Source organism: Rhizobium sp. LjRoot30, from assembly GCF_964253915.1.
Taxonomy (GTDB): Bacteria; Pseudomonadota; Alphaproteobacteria; order Rhizobiales; family Rhizobiaceae; genus Metarhizobium.
Map to the genome: position 1 here is coordinate 40,482 of NZ_CAXUSG020000020.1, position 16,481 is coordinate 56,962.

At 61.7% G+C, this 16,481-nt stretch carries 14 protein-coding genes and 1 riboswitch; of the genes, 8 read left to right on the forward strand and 6 right to left on the reverse strand.

All coding sequences use genetic code 11. The features are described from left to right. Positions 1-43 precede the first annotated feature (43 nt). Positions 44-191: riboswitch (FMN riboswitch) on the reverse strand. An 88-nt stretch (positions 192-279) separates the two neighbouring features. From ACSQ3I_RS25620 to ACSQ3I_RS25640, 5 genes are all read right to left on the reverse strand, one after another. Beyond that, positions 280-1,341: an ABC transporter ATP-binding protein gene (locus ACSQ3I_RS25620; protein ID WP_436003634.1), complete on the reverse strand. Its 1,062-nt coding sequence runs from the start codon at positions 1,339-1,341 to the stop codon at positions 280-282. A 9-nt stretch (positions 1,342-1,350) separates the two neighbouring features. Next, positions 1,351-2,133: an ABC transporter permease gene (locus ACSQ3I_RS25625; RefSeq protein ID WP_436003636.1), complete on the reverse strand. Its 783-nt coding sequence runs from the start codon at positions 2,131-2,133 to the stop codon at positions 1,351-1,353. Next, complete coding sequence (locus ACSQ3I_RS25630) at positions 2,130-3,020, reverse strand: ABC transporter permease (protein WP_436003638.1); 891 nt, start codon at positions 3,018-3,020, stop codon at positions 2,130-2,132. The genes ACSQ3I_RS25625 and ACSQ3I_RS25630 overlap by 4 nt, the downstream gene beginning before the upstream one ends. An 84-nt stretch (positions 3,021-3,104) precedes the next feature. Continuing rightward, positions 3,105-4,211, reverse strand: coding sequence for an ABC transporter substrate-binding protein (locus ACSQ3I_RS25635; RefSeq protein ID WP_436003640.1), 1,107 nt, complete (start codon positions 4,209-4,211; stop codon positions 3,105-3,107). Between the two features lie 331 nt (positions 4,212-4,542). Next, positions 4,543-5,418 carry a MurR/RpiR family transcriptional regulator gene (locus tag ACSQ3I_RS25640; protein ID WP_436003642.1) on the reverse strand — a complete coding sequence of 292 codons (876 nt, stop codon included), beginning with the start codon at positions 5,416-5,418 and terminating at the stop codon, positions 4,543-4,545. 178 nt (positions 5,419-5,596) lie between these two features. On the opposite strand from ACSQ3I_RS25640, the gene ACSQ3I_RS25645 reads away from it, so the two are divergent. The 6 genes from ACSQ3I_RS25645 (at position 5,597) to ACSQ3I_RS25670 (ending at position 13,243) form a co-directional block, all read left to right on the forward strand. Then, positions 5,597-6,370: an N-formylglutamate amidohydrolase gene (locus ACSQ3I_RS25645; RefSeq protein ID WP_436003644.1), complete on the forward strand. Its 774-nt coding sequence runs from the start codon at positions 5,597-5,599 to the stop codon at positions 6,368-6,370. 125 nt (positions 6,371-6,495) lie between these two features. Then, the gene (locus tag ACSQ3I_RS25650) at positions 6,496-8,043 is read left to right on the forward strand and encodes an amino acid permease (RefSeq protein WP_436003646.1); all 1,548 of its coding nucleotides are present in this window, start codon (positions 6,496-6,498) and stop codon (positions 8,041-8,043) included. Positions 8,044-8,186: 143 nt separating this feature from the next. Beyond that, the gene (locus tag ACSQ3I_RS25655; RefSeq protein ID WP_436003648.1) at positions 8,187-9,551 is read left to right on the forward strand and encodes a glutamine synthetase family protein; all 1,365 of its coding nucleotides are present in this window, start codon (positions 8,187-8,189) and stop codon (positions 9,549-9,551) included. Positions 9,552-9,786: 235 nt separating this feature from the next. Next, positions 9,787-11,172 carry an aldehyde dehydrogenase family protein gene (locus ACSQ3I_RS25660; RefSeq protein ID WP_436003650.1) on the forward strand — a complete coding sequence of 462 codons (1,386 nt, stop codon included), beginning with the start codon at positions 9,787-9,789 and terminating at the stop codon, positions 11,170-11,172. Next, positions 11,169-12,320 (forward strand): iron-containing alcohol dehydrogenase, encoded by a 1,152-nt coding sequence (locus ACSQ3I_RS25665; RefSeq protein WP_436003652.1) that lies wholly within the window; start codon positions 11,169-11,171, stop codon positions 12,318-12,320. The genes ACSQ3I_RS25660 and ACSQ3I_RS25665 overlap by 4 nt, the downstream gene beginning before the upstream one ends. A 218-nt stretch (positions 12,321-12,538) precedes the next feature. After that, positions 12,539-13,243 (forward strand): ParA family protein, encoded by a 705-nt coding sequence (locus ACSQ3I_RS25670; protein ID WP_436003654.1) that lies wholly within the window; start codon positions 12,539-12,541, stop codon positions 13,241-13,243. A gap of 84 nt (positions 13,244-13,327) precedes the next feature. On the opposite strand, the gene ACSQ3I_RS25675 is transcribed toward ACSQ3I_RS25670, so the two are convergent. Continuing rightward, positions 13,328-14,689, reverse strand: a complete 1,362-nt coding sequence (locus tag ACSQ3I_RS25675) for a L,D-transpeptidase family protein (RefSeq protein WP_436003656.1) — start codon at positions 14,687-14,689, stop codon at positions 13,328-13,330. Between the two features lie 451 nt (positions 14,690-15,140). On the opposite strand from ACSQ3I_RS25675, the gene ACSQ3I_RS25680 reads away from it, so the two are divergent. Together ACSQ3I_RS25680 and ACSQ3I_RS25685 are read left to right on the forward strand one after the other, a co-directional pair. Continuing rightward, entirely contained in the window at positions 15,141-15,974 is an 834-nt protein-coding gene (locus ACSQ3I_RS25680; protein WP_436003658.1) for an aldose 1-epimerase family protein, read from the forward strand. Between the two features lie 78 nt (positions 15,975-16,052). After that, entirely contained in the window at positions 16,053-16,391 is a 339-nt protein-coding gene (locus tag ACSQ3I_RS25685; protein ID WP_436003660.1) for a beta-lactamase hydrolase domain-containing protein, read from the forward strand. Positions 16,392-16,481 lie beyond the last annotated feature (90 nt).

The window sequence follows — 16,481 nt, forward strand, 5'->3', positions numbered from 1 at the left end:
AACAGCATGGACGCGATATCCCACGTGTCGCGGGTATCGGTCAGCGTGCTCTCTTCCATCCGGACTATACCGTCGGCTCCGGCATCTCACCGGATCTGCTGACCTTCCGGCGGGTGCCGGAAGCGCTCGCGGGCTCCGGACTCGCGCCCGATACCGCCGGTGGGGAATTGCACCCCGCCCTGAGAACGGCATGACTATAGACCGGGTGAAAACGAAAAATCAAAAGAAAAACGCCGGACATTGTCCGGCGCTGGTAAACACTGTGTCGCGTGACGTGGATCAGTCGCGCAGCACGAGCAGATCGCTGGCGGCAAAACGCAGCGTGACGATTTCGCCGGCGGCGGGTGGCACGGCGCCGGGGTTGTTGAACATGTCGAAGGAGATCATGTTGCCGCCGATATCCATGCGGGTGCGGATGACCGAGCCGAGGAAGTGGGCGGAGACCACCTTGCCGGTCAGCGCCGTGTCGCCGGTGGCGGACTCGGCCAGAGAACCGGTTTCCGGGCGCATGGCAAGTGAGATCGGGTCGCCGGCTTTGAAGGTGGCGATCGAATGCTTGAGGGTCAGCTGCTGGTCGCCGATGGCAACGCGGTTGGCTGCGGGATCGACGACCTTCGCCTCGATGACATTGAGGGTGCCGACGAAGGAGGCGACGAACCGGGTCGCCGGCGTGTTGTAGACCTCGAACGGCGTGCCGATCTGGTCAGCCTTGCCGGCATTCATGACGACGATGCGGTCGGAGATCGACAGGGCTTCTTCCTGGTCATGGGTGACGAAGACGGTGGTGATGCCGAGCTTCTGCTGGATGGCGCGGATTTCCTCGCGCAGCGACACGCGGATCTTGGCGTCGAGCGCCGAGAGCGGTTCGTCGAGCAGCAGCACCTGCGGCTTGGGGGCAAGCGCGCGGGCGAGCGCCACGCGTTGCTGCTGGCCGCCCGACATCTGGTAGGGGTAACGATCGGCGAGGTGATCGAGGCGGATCAGGCCGAGCATTTCCTTGACGCGGGCATCAATTTCCGCCTTCGGGGTGCCGGCGACCTTGAGGCCGAAGGCGACGTTTTCGGCAACATTCATGTTCGGGAACAGCGCGTAGGCCTGGAAGACCATGCCGATGTTGCGCTGGTTCGGCCGGAGGTTCTGCTGGCTTTTGCCGTTGATGGAGATCGTGCCGCCGGACGGCGTCTCGAAGCCGGCGATCATGCGCAGGACGGTGGTCTTGCCGCAGCCCGACGGGCCGAGGAAAGAGATGAACTCGCCCTTCTGGATGGACATGTTGAAATCCTTGACCACCTGCACCGGGCCGAAGGATTTTTGAACGTGGGTGAGGGTGAGGAAGCTCATGAAAGATCCTTAGGCGGCGCTCTGCACGCCCTTCTGGAAACGGGAAACTAGCTGGATCAGGCCGAGGCAGCCCCAGGTCAGCGCGAAGGACATCACCGCAAGTGCCGCGGGTTCGTAAGCCCGGTTGGCGCCGAGCAGCTGCATGTAGGGACCGAAGGCCGGACGGTTCAGCAAGGCGGCCATGGTGAACTCGCCGATGACGATGGCGAAGGTCAGGAAGGCGCCCGAGAGTACGGCGACGAGCACGTTGGGCAGGATGATCTTGGCCAGGATCGTCGTCCAGCCGGCGCCGAGGCTCTGGGCCGCTTCCGTCAGCGTGGCGATGTCGATGGAGCGCAACCCGGTATCGACGGAACGATACATGTAGGGCAGGGCCAGCGTCGCATACCCGAACATCAGCAGGATGTTCGTGCCGGTGACCGAGCCTGTGAGCGGCAGCCAGCTCGAGGTGTTGTAGAGCCGGATGTAACCGAAGACGATGACGATGGCTGGGATGACGAGCGGCAACAGCGTGATGAATTCGATGTAGGGGCGAAGGCCCGGCAGCTTGAGGCGCACCCAGTAGGCGGTGGGTACCACAAGCAGCACGCCGAAGACGATGGTCGCCAGCGCCATCAGGATCGAGAAGACGAACGTTTCCTGAAAGCGCGGATCGCCCAGCACCACGGCATAGGCATCGAGCGAATAGACGCCGCGGCGCATCTTCAGGGAGAAGTTGGTCATGCCGACCAGCGGCAGGGTGAAATAGAGCAGGCCGATGATGAGGGCGCCCCAGGCCCAGAACTTCTTCATTTCAGCCACCTTTCGCTACGGGCGCGCAGCCAGATGTAGATCGTGTTGGCAATGCCGGTGATGACGATCATGCCGAAGGCGAGCGCATAGCCGAGGTGCGGGTTGCCGAGCACGTCGCCGCGGATCTGCGCGAACAGCAGGATCGGGACGATGGAGAGCGACGAGCCGGTGAGCGCGATGGCGGTGGCGACGGCGCCGAAGGCGTTTGCAAAGAGCAGCGCCAGCGTGCCGAGGAAGGACGGCAGCAGGATCGGGAAGGCGACCATGCGCCAGTATTGCGCGTTGGTGGCGCCGAGGATCTGGGCCGCTTCGCGCCATTCGCGCTTCAGCCCGTCGAGCGCCGGCGTGATGATCAGGATCATTAGCGGGATCTGGAAGAACAGATAGGTGATCGTCAGGCCCCAGAAGGACAGGATGTTGAAGCCGAGCGCACGCAGGTCGATGCCGAGCTCGGTTCTCAGGAAGACCGTGAGAAGGCCGACAGGGCCGAGCGTTGCCAGGAAGGCGAAGGCGAGCGGCACGCCGGCGAAGTTCGAGGCGACACCCGAAAATGTCAGCAGCGGCCCGCGGATCCACTTCGGCAGACCGCCAAGCACCACGGCAGCGGCGACGGAAAAGCCGATCAGACAACCGAGCAGCGCCGAGGCGATGCTGATCTTGATCGAGATCCAGTAGGCCGACATGATCGAGGTCGTGAACAGGCCCCGGATATTCTCCAGGGTGAAGCTTCCCTCGGGCGTCTGGAAGGCGCCGAAGACGATGCGCATCGTCGGCAGGATCAGAAACAGCAGGACGAAAATCGCGAACGGCAACGCGCCAAGCCAATGCAGCGGCAGGCGAAAAGGCGCGCGCGTCGGCTGTGGGGAAGCTGAACTGTCTGATGACATTAGGAAAACCTCGAAGGGGTTGCCATTATTGGCATACCGCAATCGTCGCCCCGGCTCGCTGGCCGGGGCGACGAAGGATGTCGTTTACTGCACGTTCGCGCCGACGACGCTATCCCAGGCGCCGGTCACGGCAGCCTTGTTGGCATCGACTTCCTCGAGGGTCGGGAAGTAGGCCTTTTCATACGATGCTGCCGGCGGCAGGGCGTCGATCAGTTCCTGCGGAACCTTGCCGGCCTTGACCATGGCATTGAAGCGTGCCGGGTGGCAGAAGCCCTTCAGCCAGCCGAGCTGACCTTCGTCGGAGTACAGGTGTTCCATCCAAAGCTTGGCAGCGTTCGGGTGCGGCGCGAAGGCCGAGATCGCCTGGACGTAAACACCGGCGAGAACGCCCGTCGTCGGAACGACGACTTCGGTCGGCGGGTTGCCGTTGAGGGTCTTGGCCCAGCTCAGGGCGTTGTAGTCCCATGCGACGACGATCGGGGTCGAGCCCTGTGCCAGCGTACCGGACTTGCCGATGACCGGAACGAAGTTGCCGGCCTTGTTCAGCTCGGCGAAGTAAGCAAGACCGGCTTCACCGGCTTCCTTGCCCGACTTCGCACCCTTGCCGAGACCAGCGGCGAGAACGCCGAGGATGGCCTGGTTCGAAGCGCGCGGATCGCCGGCGAGCGCGACCTGACCGGCATATTCCGGCTTCAGCAGATCGGCCCAGTCCTTCGGCGTGTTGGCGACGAGGTCCTTGTTCACGAGAAGCGACATGACGCCGTAGTAGTCGCCGTACCAGTAGCCTTCGGCGTCCTTGATGGTTTCCGGGATTTCGTCCCAGGTGGAGACCTTGTACGGCTGGATCAGGCCTTCGGCCTTGGCCTGCGGGCCGAAAGCGAGACCGACGTCGATCACGTCGGGCGACTGCGGGCCGGCATTGTCCTTGTTGGCCTTGATGGCTTCGATTTCGTCAGCCGAACCTGCGTCGGGGTTCAGTTCGTTGACGGTGATTTCCGGGTACTTTGCCTTGAACGAGGCGATGACGTCGCCGTAACCGCACCAGTCGTGCGGCAGGGCGATCGTGGTCAGCATGCCTTCCTTCTTGGCGGCATCGATCAGTTCCTGGCTCGGCTCGGCAGTTGCGATGGCGGTGGTCGCAATGACCATTGCGGTCGAAAGCGAAAGCAGGCGGGTCATGGTCGAGATCACTGTCTTCTCCTCTTGGTTTTTTCAGCGTCTGGCGACGCTGTTAATGACGTTACATGAAGCTTGTGTGACGATCTTTTGCTCATCGCCGGGGCGGTTGCTCCCGGATTTGAAAAATGCGCGAGACCATCACGATAATCGATCCTTAACCACATCCTGTTGTCGACGTCCCGATTGTGACGCTGCAGAAAATGGTGTCAGAGGCTTGAAAATACTCTTTGAACTGTCCCCTCCTTACCGGATTGTGACACATCCAACCAGCAACGGACCTGCCGGTCAAGAGAGGCATTTCTGCTGTCCGCCGCTCATGCGAGCGGCTCCGGTGTCGGCCCTCCTATTCGTTCGGTTTGCGGAACAGCCGCGTCTGCTGGAAAAGACCCTCAAGCGTTTTCATGCGCTCGCGCGTTTCGTCCCACGTGGTCGATTGCACCGCCTCGATGAGCGCCTCGACGACAAAAAGGGTGACGACCGAAGAATCCCAGGCTGACGGTGCCTCGATATGGATCCGGAAGATATGGTGCGCGAACTTCGCGACCGGCGAACTCCATTGGTCCGTGAACAGGATGATCGTGCCGTCGCGGGCCTTGGTCATTTCGGCCAGCTTGATCATCTCGGTTTCGTAGCGGCGGATGTCGAAGACGACGAGAAGGTCGCCGGCATTCATGTTCAGCACATATTGCGGCCACGTGCTGGCGCCCGACGACATCAACATCGTGTTGGGCCGGATGACCTGCATATGGGTGAAGAAGTATTCGGCCAGCGCCCCGGTGATGCGGCCGCCGACGAAGTGGACGCTGCGCTTGCGATCGGAAAGCAGGGCCGCGACTTCGTCGAAGCTTTGCGGGTCGAGGTCCGAAAGCGTCTGGCGCATGTTGGCCATGATCGCGTCGGCGAAGCGGTTGAGAACATGGGCGTTCGGCGCGCTTGCCGTCCAGCGGTCGTGCTTGGCGATCGGATTGGACAGGGTTTCTTCCAGCTCGCCGCGCAGGTTCGCCTGGAATTCCGGATAACCCTTGTAGCCGAGCTTCTGCACCATGCGCGCAACGGTCGGCGTCGACACGCCGGCGCTTTCGGCGACGGCGGTGATGCTGCCGAGACCGGAGACCGGATAGTTTTCCAGAAGGCTTTCCGCCAGCCGCCTTTCCGCGCGCGTCAACGCGTCGTAGCGCGCACGGATGACGTCCGATACGGTTCTTGGTGTCGTTGGCACAGGCCTATGGTTCCCCTTCCGGTCTTCGCCGGCTTTCACGGAATTGTAACACTCTCCGTCATGCGGGTGTCAATCTGTGTTTTGAAGAGAAATTTTCAGATTTCGATTGACAGTTGTCTCACGGTGAAGAATTCTCTTCTTTATAAGTTTTTATTAACGTTTCGAGTGAGCGTTGCCGATGCTGGTGCAATCCGGGTTATTGACGCAGGCGGAAGGTGACCCGGTCGCCGTGGTCAGGGGGGATTCCCGCAGTGCGGTGCTCCTCGTCTGCGAGCATGCATCGCGAACCCTGCCGCAGCGTCTCGGCACGCTCGGCCTTTCGGATGAAGCGCTTGTCAGCCATATCGCCTGGGATCCGGGTGCGCTGGCCGTTGCCCAGATCATGTCGAAGAGCCTCGATGCGACGCTAGTCTACCAGCGGTTTTCGCGGCTTGCCTATGATTGCAACCGGCCGCCGGAAGCACCGGGCGCCATGCCGGTTACCAGCGAGATCTACGAGATTCCCGGCAATCGCGACCTGACGGACGAGCAGCGCGACGAGCGCACGGATGGGCTCTACCGGCCTTTCCACGATCGCATTGCCGCAATCGTCGCGGAGCGCGCTGCGCGGGGGCAAAAAACCGTTATTGTCACCATGCACAGCTTCACGCCGGTCTACAACGGCGTGGCGCGCGCGGTCGAGATAGGCATTCTTCACGACACCGACAGCAGGCTGGCGGATGCCATGCTCGACGCCGCGGCTGGAACGGATCTTTACCGGGTGGCCCGCAACGAGCCTTACGGCCCGCAGGACGGCGTCACGCACAGCCTCAAGCTTCACGGTCTCGCCAACGGGCTGTTGAACGTGATGATCGAGGTCAGGAACGACCTTATTCGAGATGAAAACGGCCAGGGGGTCGCGGCCGATTTTCTGACGGGACTGCTGCAGGAAAGCCTGCCAGCCCTGTCATAACAACCGACCCCGGGGAGCAGTGGAAGCTGCGGTCGATCCGTCAAGGCAAAGCCGGCGGGTCTTTTGGCAATCAATTGGAGACGGCCAGCGCAATTCCGCGCAAGGCCGCGAGGAGCAGGGGCACGATGTCAAACTATACCGATACCGATAAGAAGGAGGACATGAGCGTCCTCCACTCCATGGGTTATGCCCAGGAGCTTGAACGGCGCATGAGTTCGTTTTCGAACTTCGCCGTTTCCTTCTCGATCATTTGCATTCTGTCAGGCGGCATCAATTCGCTCGCCCAGGCAACATCCGGCGCCGGTGGTGCTGCGATCGGCATCGGCTGGCCGCTCGGATGCTTCGTATCCGCCGTCTTCGCCATCGCCATGGCGCAGATCAGCTCCGCCTATCCGACAGCCGGCGGTCTCTATCACTGGGGTTCGATCCTCGGCAATCGCTTCACCGGCTGGCTGACCGCCTGGTTCAACCTGCTTGGTCTCGTCACCGTGCTCGGCGCCATCAACGTCGGCACCTACTATTTCTTCATGGGTTCCTTCGGCACGCCATATTTCGGCATGGAAGACAGCACGGTGACGCGGATCGTCTTCCTTGCGATCATCACCGGCCTGCAGGCACTGGTGAACCACATGGGCATCGGCCTGACGGCCAAGCTTACCGATTTCTCCGGCTACCTGATCTTCGTCACGGCGATCGCGCTTGCCGCCGTGTGCCTGATTGCCGCTCCGAGCTACGAAATCGGCCGTCTGTTCACGTTCGCCAACTATTCCGGCGAGGCCGGCGGCAACGTCTGGCCGACGACATCGGGCACTTGGGTGTTCCTGCTCGGCCTGCTTCTGCCGATTTACACGATCACCGGCTACGACGCTTCTGCTCATACCTCGGAAGAAACCATCAAGGCGGCGCATTCCGTGCCGCGCGGCATGGTGAGCTCGGTGCTGTGGTCGGCGATCTTCGGATACATCATGCTTTGCTCCTTCGTGCTGATGCTGCCGAACATGGACGATGCCGCCAAGCAGGGCTGGAACGTCTTCTTCTGGGCGATGGACACGCAGGTCAATGCGGTCGTCAAGGACATCCTCTACTTCGCGATCCTGGTGTGCCAGTGGTTGTGCGGTCTGGCGACGGTGACCTCGGTCTCGCGCATGATCTTTGCCTTCTCGCGTGACGGCGGCCTGCCGGCCTCCAAGGCGCTCGCCAAGGTCAGCCCGAGCTATCGTACGCCGGTTGCAGCAATCTGGACGGGTTCCATCCTTTCGGTGCTGTTCGTCTGGGGTTCGTCGCTGGTCTCGATCGGCGAAACGCCCGTCTACACCATCGTCGTCTCGTGCACGGTCATCTTCCTGTTCTTCTCCTTCGCGATCCCGATCACGCTCGGCCTGTTCGCCTGGGGCACGTCGAAGTGGGACAAGATGGGTCCGTGGAACCTTGGGGGCGGTGTCTTCAAGCTGTTTGCCGTGCTGACGGTCCTCGCCATGATCCTGATCTTCGTCCTCGGCATCCAGCCGCCGAACGAATGGGCGCTCTACATCACCGTCGGCTTCCTGGTGCTGACCGGCGTCATCTGGTTCGGTTTCGAGAGCCGCCGCTTCCGTGGCCCGCCGATCGGCGACGAAGTTGCCCGCCGTCAGGCTGAAATCGCCGCTGCCGAAAAGGCCGTTGGCGAGCACTGAAAGCGTTCGCATCAAATCCAAAAAGAGAAAGCCGCTGCCCGCGCGGCGGCTTTCTACCGACCGTTCTGTGCCGACTGCACGGCATAGCAAGAAACACAAAAGAGCGAAGGCGCATCGGCCTTCGACCTCGAGAGGGATAGACCATGACCTATACGTTCGACGAACTGAAGAAGGATGTCGCCGAGGGGCGCATCGACACCGTTCTGGCTTGCCAGGTCGACATGCAGGGTCGCCTGATGGGCAAACGTTTCCAGGCGGAGTTTTTCGTCGAGGGCGCCTATAAGGAAACCCACAGCTGCAACTACCTGCTGGCGACCGACATGGAGATGGACACCGTCTCCGGCTACAAGGCGACCAGCTGGGAAAAAGGCTACGGCGACTACACGATGAAGCCGGACCTTTCGACGCTGCGCCGCATTCCCTGGCTGGAAGGCACGGCGCTGGTCCTCTGCGACATTCTCGATCACCATACCCATGAGGAAGTGCCGCATTCGCCGCGCGCCATCCTCAAGAAGCAGGTCAAGCGCCTGGAATCGCTCGGCACGAAGGCCTTCATGGCGACCGAGCTGGAATTCTTCCTCTTCGACCAGAGCTATGAAGCGGCGCAGGCCTCCGGCTATCGCGACCTCAAGCTCGCCAGCGCCTATAATGAAGACTACCACATCTTCCAGACCACCAAGGAAGAGGATGTGATGCGCGCCATCCGCAAGGGTCTGCAGGGCGCCGACATTCCGGTGGAAAACTCCAAGGGCGAGGCGTCCGCCGGCCAGGAGGAAATCAACGTCCGTTACGCCGATGCGCTGACCATGGCCGACCGCCACGTCATCATCAAGAACGGCTGCAAGGAAATCGCCTTCCTGAAGGGCAAGGCGATCACCTTCCTGGCGAAGTGGCATTACAATGCCGCCGGCAGCTCGTCGCATATCCACCAGTCGCTGTGGACCGCCGACGGCAAGACGCCGCTGTTCTTCGACGAGAAGGGCAAATACGGCATGTCGGAAGCCATGCAACAATACATGGCCGGCCTGCTGTCGCATGCGAGCGAAATCACCTATTTCCTGGCGCCCTACATCAACTCCTACAAGCGCTTCATGGTCGGCACCTTTGCGCCCACCAAGGCGGTCTGGAGCAAGGACAACCGCACCGCCGGCTACCGCCTCTGCGGCGAGGACACCAAGGCGATCCGCGTCGAATGCCGTGTCGGCGGTTCTGACCTCAACCCCTATCTAGCCATGGCGGCGCTGATCGCCGCCGGTATCGACGGCATCCAGAACAAGCTGGAACTGGAACCGGCCTTCGTCGGTGATGCCTATGGCGGCAAGGGTGTTCGCGAAATCCCGCGCACGCTGCGCGATGCGACGAAGGCGATGACGGAATCGAAGATGCTGCGCGACGCCTTTGGCGATGACGTCATCGATCATTACACCCGCGCTGCCGAATGGGAGCAGGAAGAGTACGATCGTCGCATCACCGATTGGGAAGTGGCACGCGGCTTCGAAAGGGCGTAAGGCTTTCCTGGTTTACGCCTGATTTGCCCCTCACCCTAACCCTCTCCCCGCCTGCGGGGAGAGGGGACCTGCCACACCCGACGTCGAGTAACCGGAAACGGTGCGGCATAACCCCTTCTCCCCGCATGTGGGGAGAAGGTGCTGGCAGGCGGATGAGGGGCCGCCAAGCGCTCAAGAGACGATAAGGGGCCGCCGCGCCCCCGCAAGAATTTGTAGACGAGAACAGGAACAGATCATGACAATGATCCAATGCATTTCCCCCGTGAACGGGGAGGTTTACGCCGAGCGCGAGGTGATGTCGCTGGAGGCCGCATCGGCTGCGGTGGCCCGGGCACGCAAGGCGCAGAAGAGCTGGGCCAAGCGGCCGCTCGAAGAGCGCGTCCAGCTGGTCTTGAAGGGCGTTGCCCGCCTCAACGAAATGGTCGACGAGGTGGTGCCGGAAATCGCCTGGCAGATGGGCCGGCCGATCAAGTACGGCGGCGAATTCCGCGGTTTCAACGAGCGCTCCAACTACGTCGCCTCGATAGCCGCCGATGCACTGAAGCCGCTGATCATCGAGGAAAGCGACCGCTTCGAGCGCCGTATCGAACGCGAGCCGCACGGCGTCGTCTTCGTTATCGCGCCGTGGAACTATCCCTACATGACGGCGATCAATACGATTGCTCCGGCGCTGATGGCCGGCAATACCGTCGTCATCAAGCATGCCAGCCAGACGCTGCTAGTCGGCGAACGTATGGTGCGTGCCTTCGTCGAGGCCGGCGTGCCGGACGACGTCTTCGTCAACCTCTTCCTTGACCACCAGACGACATCGGCGCTGATTGCCGCCAGCAACTTCAACTTCATCAACTTCACCGGTTCGGTGGAAGGTGGTCGCTCGATCGAGCGTGCCGCCGCCGGCACCTTCTCCGGCCTCGGCCTCGAACTCGGCGGCAAGGACCCGGGTTACGTGATGGAGGATGCCGATCTCGACGCCGCCGTCGATACGCTGATGGACGGTGCGACCTTCAACTCCGGACAGTGCTGCTGCGGCATCGAGCGCATTTACGTACACGAGTCGCTCTATGATGCCTTCGTCGAGAAGTCGGTGGCCTGGGTATCGAACTACAAGCTCGGCAACCCGCTCGACGCCGAAACGACGCTCGGCCCGATGGCCAACAAGCGTTTCGCCAAGGTGGTGCGCGAGCAGATCGCCGATGCCGTCGCCAAGGGCGCCAAGGCACTGGTCGATCCGAAGCTTTTCCCGGCCGATGACGGCGGCGCCTATCTGGCACCGCAGGTCCTCGTGAACGTCGATCACTCCATGGAGTTCATGCGCGAAGAAACCTTTGGCCCGGCCGTCGGCATCATGAAGGTGACGTCGGATGCCGAAGCGCTCGACCTGATGAACGACAGCAAATACGGCCTCACCGCCTCGCTGTGGACCAAGGATCCGGAGCGCGCCGCCCGCATCGGCCGCGACATCGAGACCGGCACCGTGTTCATGAACCGCGCCGACTATCTCGACCCGGCGCTGGTCTGGACCGGCTGCAAGGAAACCGGCCGTGGCGGCTCGCTCTCCGTGCTCGGCTTCCACAACCTGACCCGCCCAAAATCCTATCATCTCAAGAAGGTGACCGCATGAGCCTCAACATTTCCGCCAACTGGAGCTATCCGAACGCCTTCAAGCTCGGACGCGGCCGTATCAAGGAACTCGCCGACGCCTGCAAGAGCCTCGGCATGAAGAAGCCGCTGTTGATCACCGACCGGGGCCTCGCCTCGATGGCGATCACCAAGACGGCGCTCGACATCCTGGAGGAAGCCGGCCTCGGCCGGGCGATCTTCGCCGATGTCGATCCGAACCCGAACGAGAAGAATCTCGAAGCCGGCATCAAGGCGTTCAAGGATGGCGGCCATGACGGCGTCGTCGCCTTCGGCGGCGGTTCCGGCCTCGACCTTGGCAAGTGTGTTGCCTTCATGGCCGGACAGACCCGTCCGGTGTGGGATTTCGAGGATATTGGCGACTGGTGGACGCGGGCGAATGTCGAGGGCATCGCCCCGATCGTCGCCGTGCCGACCACGGCCGGCACCGGCTCGGAAGTCGGCCGCGCCAGCGTCATCACCAATTCCGAAACCCATGTGAAGAAGATCATCTTCCATCCGAAATTCCTGCCCGGCGTCGTCATCGCCGATCCGGAACTGACGGTCGGCATGCCGAAGATGATCACCGCCGGCACCGGCATGGACGCCTTCGCCCATTGCCTGGAAGCCTATTGCTCGCCCTTCTATCACCCGATGTCGGCCGGCATTGCGCTGGAAGGCATGCGGCTGGTCAAGGAATTCTTGCCGCGCGCCTACAAGGAAGGCACGGATCTCGAAGCCCGCGCCAACATGATGTCGGCCGCCGCCATGGGCGCCGTCGCCTTCCAGAAGGGGCTTGGCGCCATCCACGCGCTGTCGCACCCGATCGGCGCGGTCTACAACACCCACCACGGCATGACCAATGCGGTGGTGATGCCGCCGGTGCTGCGCTTCAACCGTCCGGAGATCGAAAGCCGCATCGAGCGCGCGGCCGCCTATCTCGGCATCGCGGGCGGGTTCGACGGCTTCTACGATTTCGTCCTGTCGTTGCGCTCGGAACTCGGCGTGCCGGAAAACCTGACGGCGATGGGCATCAAGCCGGATCGCATCGACGAACTGACCGCCATGGCGCTGGAAGACCCGAGCGTCGGCGGCAATCCGGTTAAGATGACAGCGGAAAATACCAAGAAGCTTTTCCTCGATTGCTTCTGAAGACCCTTTGCCCCTGCAATAGGCCTGGCCCGGAAGCTCTTGAGTTTCCGGGCTTTTTTCTTGCCGCTCCAAAGCGACCCAAGAAATTGTGATGATAAAACCGGTCGGGAAATTTCCACTTCATTAACCATATTTGGAAAAGATGTATGAAACGCACCATGCTCTTCCGAGGTGCTGCTTCAGAGCGATGGACTGCTCTGCCACATCAAGGATCGAACATGCCAGTCATTACATTTGCCAACACAAAGGGCGGCGCCGGCAAAACCACTGCGGTGCTTATCCTTGCAACCGAGCTTGCCCGCCAGGGATATCGCGTCACCATCCTCGATGCCGATCCGCAACACTGGATTTCGCGTTGGCATGATATTTCGGGCTCCATCCCGAACCTTTCGGTGATCTCCTACGTCACCATGGCGTCGATCCAGCAGCACATCACCGAAAACCAGGACCGGACCGATTGTTTCATCATCGATCTGCCCGGCACCCGCAACCCGCTGCTTGCCACCGCGCTCGGCCTGTCCGACCACGTGCTGATCCCGATCCAGGGCTGTGCCATGGATGCCCGCGGCGGCGCACAGGTTCTGGAACTGCTGAAATATCTTTCCGACAAGGCGGGCATTGAGATCCCGCACTCCGTCGTTCTCACCCGCGTCAACTCACTCGTCACGACGCGCGCGCTTCTCTCGGTGAAGATGCTGCTCGCCGAGCGCCAGGTGCACGTGCTCGGCACGCCCATCATCGAACGCTCCGCCTTCCGCGACATCTTCGATTGCGGCGGTACGCTTTCGGGCATGGACCCGGTAAAGGTCAGCAATCTCGACAAGGCCATGGAAAATGCCCGGCAGTTTGCCGATGAAGTCACGCGCTACGTTCCGCTGCGCCGCGGCCGGCCGACATTCCGCCGCCTCTCCGACGCAGCCTGATATCCGCCTTCTGTAGTGCGTAAAATGAAAGCCCTCCGGAATTGTTTTTCCGGAGGGCTTTTCCATGCTTGCGAAAGCTGAGGCTTACTCGATGAATTCGACGGTCACGCCCGGCTTGACCATCTTGGCCAGTTCGGTCGCGTCCCAGTTGGTCAGGCGGATGCAACCATGGCTCTGGGTCCGGCCGATCTTCGAGGGTTCCGGCGTGCCGTGGATGCCATAGGTCGGTTTCGACAGCGCAATCCACACGGTGCCGACCGGACCATTCGGACCCGGCGGAATTTCGAGGATCTTGTCGTTGCTGCCCTGCTGGAAGTTGATCTTCGGATTGTAGGTATAGCCGGGATCGAGAGCGATACGCTCCACGGTCACGGTGCCGGAGGGTGACGGCGTATCGGACGAGCCGATGCTGGCCGGATAGGCTGCAATCAGTTCGCCGGCTTCGCCATAGGCAAGCACCTGCTTGCGGCCCTTGTCGGCGACGATGCGGGCAACGATGCCGGTACGCGCCTCGCCGGGGTTGACCACCTTGACGATGGTGCCGGGAATGCTGAAATCGATGCCGGGATTGAGTTCCTTCAGGTAGGCTTCGTCCATGTGGAAACGCTCGGCGAGCATTTCCGTCGTGGAGGTGAAGGAAAGGCGCGGCAGCAATGCCTTGTGGGCATAATCCTCGGGGATTTCCGCGACATACGGCCCGGCGGCATCCGCCGGCGTGATGGTGTAGCTGATGATCGGCATGCCACCCGAAAGCCGCAGGCGTTCGAGGATCGCTTCGGTGTCGTTCGGATCGAGCGTTTCGCCGCTGATCTTTTCGAAGGCGCGGATCGACTTGGTGACGTTCATGCCCATCTTGCCGTCGATCACGCCCGGCGATGCGCCTTCGCGATCGAGGAAGACCTGCAGGGCGGTGATTTCGGCGCGCGACTTGTTGTTGAGCACGATGGCCGGCTCGGTGTCCTGAACAGTCGGTTGGGTAGCCTGCGGGTCGAGCGAGGTGACGTCCTGGTTGTCGGCAGGGGCGGTGTTCTGCAGTTCGCCGTCGGCATTGTCGTTTTCGAAGCCGGGCAGGGACTGTTCTTCGAGCGGCAGGCGCGTCACGTCGCCATGGCGCGGCACGGTGCCGGTGATCGTGCCCGGATCGCGGGCATCGAAACCGTCGAAGCTTTCACCATTGTCGAAGCCCTCGCCATTGTCGCGGTAGGGATCTTCGTAGCGCGGCTGCTCGTTGCGGGCGAAATAGACATCGGCCGGCATTTCCGTGGCGACCAGGTTGCCATAATTGTCGATCAGCACGCGGCGGCCACGGCTGTCGATCCGCACCATGACCTCGCTTTCCTCGGGCATGAAGTCGAGGATGGACCCTTCGGGCGTGACCAGCACGGTTTCGCTCTGATAGCGGCGGTATCTCTGCTGGGCTTCCGCGTCCGCGGCTGCAATCGCCATGACCGAAACCATGGTGGCGGCAGATACAGCAATTTTAACAACGTTTCTCACGGTTTTGGCGATCCTCGAAGCAGCGCTTTCCAAGCCACAGACACTCCAAATTTGACCCTAGTGTGAAAATCATGAATCTGTGGTGAACGTTCCATTAAATTTGAATCCGGCGTGTTTATGACCAGGGACCGAATGGTCGCACACCTTTGTCTTTGTCTCTCGAACGCGGGGTGGTGGCCAAAGGTTTCGGGCACGTGTCCTTATGGTTAGCATTTGGTGACTGCAGCTGATTCTCGCAATGCCTGCCCGACGCCTTGGCAAAAAGGCGTGACGGCGGCGAAAGCCGTCCTTTGCGATTGACGCAACGACACTGCAGCCACTATGCGATTGGGATGGCGGTTCGAACCGTGTTCGAACGCAGGGTGGAGATGCCCGCTCCGGCGGGCAAGGGAGGATTATCATGATCGAATTTTCGGCCACCAGGGGACCGCGCCTGACGCTTGATCCAACCTCGGTTCTGGATATCGGCGCCTGCATCGTCCACGGCGAGAACCTGGCGCCGGGACGGGCCATTCCCGACGACGGTGATCCGCGTATCGACCATTCGCTCGAGGGCTTTCTCTTTACCTGCGGCCCGGATCACCTGCGGCATCCCGAACCGATTGAGGGTGATGCGGCGGGTCGCAAATATCCGCTGCACGGCGCCTTTGCCGCCCATCCGGCCACCATCGTGTCGAACAAGCGCGAAAATGGCGGTGCCGAATGCCATGCCGTCGTTGACGTGCGTATGACGGAGGGTGCCCCGGCGCGGCTGGAGCGGCGCTGGCACATCGACGGCAAGACCGGCGAGGTGCAGCTCGACGACCGGATCGTCAACACTGGCGATACCCCGTTTCCACCGATGCTGATGTACCACATGAACATCGGCGCCCGCCTGTTCGACGCCGATGTCCGCCTGTCCGGCGCCATGCTGGAAGCCGGCGGCTTTCCCTGGACCTTCGGCAAGGATCCCGGCGGCGTTTTCTGCGTGCCGGCCGAGGGTGCCGAATGGGCGGAACTGCAGCTTGGCCCGATGGCTTCGCTCGGCGGCTTGTCGCTGCGGGTGGCGTTCCGCACCGATACGCTGCCGTTCCTGCAGATCTGGCGCAACCAGGCAGCACCGGCGCACGTGCTCGGCATCGAGCCGTGTTCGCACCGCTGGGTTGGCCGCGCCGAGCTCGGCCGGTCGGGAGAACTCACGGAAATCGCGCCCGGGGAAAGCCGGAGCTACGGATTGCGTTTCTCCTTTGTTTGAGAAGTTTGGAACGCCATTGAATTGACGCTGCCTTTGTCACAGCGTAGACCATCCCGGAGTTCAATCGAGGAGAACGCCATGGACATTCGCGAGATCAACGACGAATATTCGGTCACCGGCCAGATCGCTGTGGAGGATCTCGACGAGATCAAGGCGCTGGGCTTCAAGTCGATCGTCTGCCATCGCCCGGATTTCGAGGCTCCGGACCAGCCGCGTTTCGAAGATATCGCCGCCCGCGCCAAGGAACTCGGCCTCGAGATCAAGCACATCCCGGTCGGCCCGATGGGTGTTACTGCCGAAGCCGTCACTGCCATGGTCGATGCGCTCGACGAGTTTGCCCGTCCGATGCTCGGCTATTGCCGTTCGGGCGCGCGCTCGACCGCCGTCTATCAGCAGACCCTGCATATCCGCGCCTGACAGGCGTTCAGGATTGCCAGCCTGCGGCTGCGGGCTGGCTTTTGTGGACCTGCGTTGACGACGCGGGTCCTTTCTTTTGATTCCAAAACG